The sequence below is a fragment of the Streptomyces sp. 13-12-16 genome, from assembly GCF_002114215.1.
Lineage (GTDB): Bacteria > Actinomycetota > Actinomycetes > Streptomycetales > Streptomycetaceae > Streptomyces.
The window spans coordinates 1-5,295 of the sequence record NZ_NCTE01000002.1 but is presented as its reverse complement, the minus strand read 5'-3'; the positions used below and the strand labels follow the sequence as shown (position 1 = coordinate 5,295).

The 5,295-nt window shown below is 72.0% G+C and carries 5 protein-coding genes; all 5 read left to right on the top strand.

Going from position 1 to position 5,295, the window contains the following annotated elements; all coding sequences use genetic code 11:
- Nucleotides 1-268: 268 nt before the first annotated feature.
- The 5 genes from B7767_RS00110 to B7767_RS00090 all read left to right on the top strand — a co-directional run bounded on the left by B7767_RS00110 (nucleotide 269) and on the right by B7767_RS00090 (nucleotide 5,175).
- On the top strand, nucleotides 269-1,738 hold the full coding sequence (locus tag B7767_RS00110; RefSeq protein WP_085570262.1) for an MFS transporter: 1,470 nt from the start codon (nucleotides 269-271) through the stop codon (nucleotides 1,736-1,738).
- A gap of 32 nt (nucleotides 1,739-1,770) precedes the next feature.
- Nucleotides 1,771-1,968 (top strand): hypothetical protein, encoded by a 198-nt coding sequence (locus B7767_RS00105; RefSeq protein ID WP_030825481.1) that lies wholly within the window; start codon nucleotides 1,771-1,773, stop codon nucleotides 1,966-1,968.
- Nucleotides 1,968-2,336, top strand: coding sequence for a type II toxin-antitoxin system death-on-curing family toxin (locus B7767_RS00100; protein ID WP_085570261.1), 369 nt, complete (start codon nucleotides 1,968-1,970; stop codon nucleotides 2,334-2,336). The genes B7767_RS00105 and B7767_RS00100 overlap by 1 nt, the downstream gene beginning before the upstream one ends.
- A 121-nt stretch (nucleotides 2,337-2,457) precedes the next feature.
- Entirely contained in the window at nucleotides 2,458-4,257 is a 1,800-nt protein-coding gene (locus B7767_RS00095) for a DEAD/DEAH box helicase (RefSeq protein ID WP_085570260.1), read from the top strand.
- A gap of 276 nt (nucleotides 4,258-4,533) precedes the next feature.
- Nucleotides 4,534-5,175 carry an IclR family transcriptional regulator gene (locus B7767_RS00090; RefSeq protein ID WP_085570259.1) on the top strand — a complete coding sequence of 214 codons (642 nt, stop codon included), beginning with the start codon at nucleotides 4,534-4,536 and terminating at the stop codon, nucleotides 5,173-5,175.
- Nucleotides 5,176-5,295: the final 120 nt, after the last annotated feature.

Genomic DNA, 5,295 nt, shown 5'->3' with positions numbered 1-5,295 from the left:
TACCTCGCTTTGCAGGCGAGTCCCTGGGCCACTCGGGCACACGGCCGTGTCGGGGGCGGAGCGCCGTGCGGTGCCCCGCCGTTCCGAACCGGTGTGACGACCGTACGGCGGGCCGCAGGCGGCGCTCAAGGAGAAGCCGGGGGCCGCAATACGACTGCCATGTGCCGTTCATGAACGACGACGGCCCCGGTCCTACGACCAAGGTCCCGGTGCCGGTCCCGACCCCCGACAGGGGTCAAACCATTCCGCGGCCCTTACTCTGGCGGTCATGACCGCCCCGAACCCGCGTGACACCGATGTCACCGAACCCGCCGCCACCCCCTCCCCGGCCGCCGCCCCCGACGAGACCGTGCTGAGCGGCCCCTACCGGGCGCTGAGCATCGGCATCGTCTCCGTGGTGCTGCTGATCGCCTTCGAGGCGACGGCGGTGGGCACGGCGATGCCGGTGGCGGCGCGGGAGCTGGACGGGGTGCCGCTGTACGCGTTCGCGTTCTCGGGGTACTTCACGACCAGCCTGTTCGGCATGGTGCTGTCCGGCCAGTGGTCCGACCGGCGGGGCCCGCTCGCGCCGCTGACCTGGGGCATCGCCTCCTTCGCGGCCGGGCTGCTGCTCGCCGGGACGGCCGGGGCGATGTGGCTGTTCATCCTGGGGCGGGCCGTGCAGGGACTCGGCGGCGGACTGGTGATCGTCGCGCTGTACGTCATCGTCGGACGGGCCTACCCGGAGCGGCTGCGGCCGGCGATCATGGCGGCGTTCGCGGCGAGCTGGGTGGTGCCGTCGATCGTCGGCCCGCTGGCCTCCGGCGCGGTGACGGAGCACATCGGCTGGCGCTGGGTGTTCCTCGGCATCCCGGTGCTCGTGGTGTTCCCGCTGGCGCTCGCGCTGCCCCAGATACGGCGCCTGGCCTCCGGCCCGGTGAACGGGGACGCGGACGGGCCCGCCTCCTTCGACGGCCGCCGCATCCGCCTGGCCCTGGCGATCTCCCTCGGCGCGGGCCTGCTCCAGTACGCCGCCCAGGACCTGCGCTGGACCTCCCTGCTGCCGGGCGCGCTGGGCGTCGCCCTGCTGGTCCCGGCCGTGCTCGGCCTGCTCCCGCGCGGCACCTACCGCGCGGCACGCGGACTGCCCTCGGTCGTCCTCCTGCGCGGGGTCGCCGCCGGCTCCTTCATCGCGGCGGAGTCCTTCGTCCCGCTGATGCTGGTCACCCAGCGCGGCCTCAGCCCGACCCTGGCCGGCTTCTCCCTCGCGGCGGGCGGCGGAACCTGGGCGCTGGGCTCCTGGGTCCAGTCCCGGCCCCGCCTGGAGCCGTACCGGGACCGCCTGATGACCCTCGGCATGGTGCTGGTGGCGGCGGCGATCGCGGCGGCCCCCAGCGTGCTGATCGAGGCCGTACCGGCCTGGACGGTCGCGGTCGCCTGGGCCTTCGGCTGCTTCGGCATGGGCCTGGTGATCTCCTCCACCAGCGTGCTGCTGCTCCAGCTCTCCGCCCCCGAGGAGGCCGGCACCAACTCCGCCGCCCTCCAGATCTCCGACGGCCTCTCCAACGTCATCCTCCTGGCCGCGGGGGGAGCGGCCTTCGCGGCCCTCGGCGGCGGCACGGTCAGCCACGCGGCGACGGAGGCCACCGGCTCCCACCCGGCCGCCTTCGCGGCGGTGTTCCTGCCGATGGCGGCGGTGGCCCTGGCGGGGGCGTGGGTGGCCACGAGGGTGCGGCGGGTGCGGACGGAACCGGCATGACACCGTGTGGTACCACGTAGTACCATCGAGGCATGGCTGGACTGAACCTGCGGTTTACCGACGAAGAGCTCGACGCCCTGCGCGAGCGCGCCGCTGCGGAAGGACGCAGCATGCAGGCTTTCGCGCACGATGCGGTGGTCGCGGCCATAAACGAACATTCACGGTTGTTCAACGAGGCGGCCGACCATGTGCTGAAGGCCAGTGCGGAGCTGAACCGGAGGCTCGCCTGATGCACTACCTCACCTTGCCCGAGCTGCTGAACCTCGCGAAGCGGCTCGGGGAGGACGCGGTGCGTGATTACGGGTTGCTGGACTCCGCGTTGGCCCGACCACAGTCGAGCGTGTTCGGCCAGGACGCGTACCCGGACGTGTGGCAGAAGGCCGCCGCCCTGATGGAGTCCCTCGCTCGCAACCATGCCCTCGTCGACGGCAACAAGCGCCTCGCCTGGTACGCAACCTGGGTCTTCCTCCACATGAACGGGCATCCGCTCGATCCGGAATTCGACGTGGACGAGGCCGAGCAGTTCGTGCTGGACGTCTGCCAGGGCGCACTGGACGTTCCCAAGATCGCATCCAAGCTGCCCCGCTTCGCGCGCTGACTGTGACCTCGGTCCCACCCGCGGGTGGCGCGGCCCCGTACCGGCGTCGGCACCTCCGGGCCATCGGTAGGGTGGCCCGGTTGTCATACGCACCGCGCCGCCCGACCACCCCACGGAGATCGTGACTACCACCGCCAGCTCCGCGTCCCACTCGCACCACCTGTCCCCGGCTTTTCCCGGACGTGCCCCATGGGGCACCGCCGGCAAGCTGCGTGCCTGGCAGCAGGGGGCGATGGAGAAGTACATCCAGGCGCAACCCCGGGACTTCCTGGCGGTCGCCACGCCCGGCGCCGGCAAGACGACGTTCGCGCTGACGCTGGCGTCCTGGCTGCTGCACCACCACGTCGTGCAGCAGGTGACCGTCGTCGCCCCCACCGAGCACCTGAAGAAGCAGTGGGCCGAGGCCGCCGCGCGGATAGGCATCAAGCTCGACCCGGAGTACAGCGCGGGCCCGCTCGGCAAGGAGTACGACGGTGTCGCCGTGACGTACGCCGGTGTCGGCGTGCGCCCCATGCTGCACCGCAACCGCGTCGAGCAGCGCAAGACCCTCGTCATCCTCGACGAGATCCACCACGCCGGTGACTCCAAGTCCTGGGGCGAGGCCTGCCTGGAGGCGTTCGAGCCGGCCACCCGGCGGCTCGCGCTCACCGGTACGCCGTTCCGCTCCGACACCAACCCCATCCCCTTCGTGACGTACGAGGAGGGCGACGACGGCATCCGGCGCTCGTCCGCCGACTACACGTACGGATACGGCTCCGCCCTCGCCGACAACGTCGTCCGTCCCGTCATCTTCATGTCGTACAGCGGCAACATGCGCTGGCGCACCAAGGCCGGCGACGAGATCGCCGCCCGCCTCGGCGAACCCATGACCAAGGACGCCGTCAGCCAGGCCTGGCGCACCGCGCTGGACCCGCGCGGCGAGTGGATGCCGGCCGTGCTGCGCGCTGCCGACCAGCGCCTCACCGAGGTCCGCAAGGCCATCCCGGACGCCGGCGCCCTCGTCATCGCCGCCGACCAGGACTCCGCGCGGGCGTACGCCAAGCTGATCCGCGAGATCACCGGCGACAAGGCCACCCTCGTCCTGTCCGACGACGCCGGCGCGTCGAAGAACATCGACACGTTCAGCAACGGCACCGACCGCTGGATGGTCGCCGTCCGCATGGTGTCCGAGGGCGTCGACGTACCGCGCCTCGCGGTCGGCGTGTACGCCACCACCATCTCCACCCCGCTGTTCTTCGCCCAGGCCGTCGGCCGTTTCGTACGGTCCCGGCGGCGCGGCGAGACCGCGTCCGTGTTCCTGCCGACCATCCCGGACCTGCTCGGCTTCGCCAACGAGATGGAGCGCGAGCGCGACCACGTCCTCGACAAGCCCAAGAAGGAGGGCGAGGAGGACCCGTACGCCGAGTCCGAGAAGGAGATGGAGGAGGCGAACCGGGAGCAGGACGAGGACACCGGCGAGCAGGACATGCTGCCCTTCGAGGCGCTGGAGTCCGACGCCGTCTTCGACCGGGTGATGTACAACGGCGCCGAGTTCGGCATGCAGGCCCACCCCGGCAGCGACGAGGAGCAGGACTACCTCGGCATCCCCGGACTCCTCGAACCCGACCAGGTGCAGCTGCTGCTCCAGAAGCGGCAGGCCCGGCAGATCGCGCACAGCCGCAAGAAGCCGGACACCGAGGCGGACCTGCTCGAACTGCCCGCCGAGCGGCGGCCCGTGGTCTCCCACAAGGAGATGATGGAGCTGCGCAAGCGGCTCAACAACCTCGTCGGCGCGTACGTCCACCAGAGCGGCAAACCGCACGGCGTGATCCACACCGAGCTGCGCCGGGTCTGCGGCGGCCCGCCCTCGGCCGAGGCCACGGCGGGACAGCTGCGCCAGCGGATCGAAAAGGTGCAGGAGTGGGCCACGCGCATGCGGTGACACCGTGTGTACGTATGAGGACAAACGGAACCACTTCCCTGTGAGAGTGCCCGGATTCTGGACGGAGCCTTCCGCTGACCGAACCGGCTCGCTACTGTCCCGCTACGCACACGCCCCGTGGCAGCGCCGCCGCGGAGCGCAGCCGTGAAGCGACTGTGCCCGGGTCAGGACCGGGCCGCCGGCCGATCGGCGGCCTCTGAAGCGCGTGACCGACGGGACTCGGTGACGCATCTGCCGCGAGGGGGCCGTCGACCTCACCACTAAGGAGTGGGCGTCGTGACCGCGGAGACCTCTCAGACGCTCGACAGGGGACTGCGTGTCCTCAAGCTGCTGGCCGATACGGACCATGGGCTGACCGTCACCGAGCTTTCCCACAAACTGGGCGTGAACCGGACCGTTGTGTACCGGTTGCTCGCCACGCTGGAGCAGCACGCTCTCGTACGCCGCGACCTGGGCGGACGGGCCCGGGTCGGGCTGGGTGTGCTGAGGTTGGGCCGACAGGTGCACCCGCTGGTGCGGGAGGCGGCGATGCCGGCACTGCGATCACTGGCGGAGGACATCGGCGCGACCGCGCACCTGACGCTGGTCGACGGCGCGGAGGCGTTGGCGGTGGCCGTGGTGGAGCCGTCGTGGACGGACTACCACGTGGCGTACCGGGCCGGCTTCCGGCACCCGCTGGAGCGGGGGGCCGCCGGGAAGGCGATCCTCGCCGCCCGGCAGCGGGCGGCGGACGAGCCGGGGTACACGCTGACGCACGGAGAGCTGGAGGCGGGCGCGTGCGGGGCGGCCGCGCCGCTGCTGGGGGTGACGGGGGTCGAGGGCAGCGTGGGTGTGGTGATGCTGGCGGAGGTCGTCCCGGAACGGGTGGGCACACGGGTGATGGACGCGGCCCGAGAGGTGGCGGAAGCACTGCGCTGACGCGGCCGCCCCCGCGACCGGGATCCCACGCCCCGCCCTTCCGGCTGGGGCGCCACCGCCCCGCCCTTCCGACTGGGGCGCCACCGCCCCGTCCTTCCCGCGGCCAGCCGTGCGGCCGGG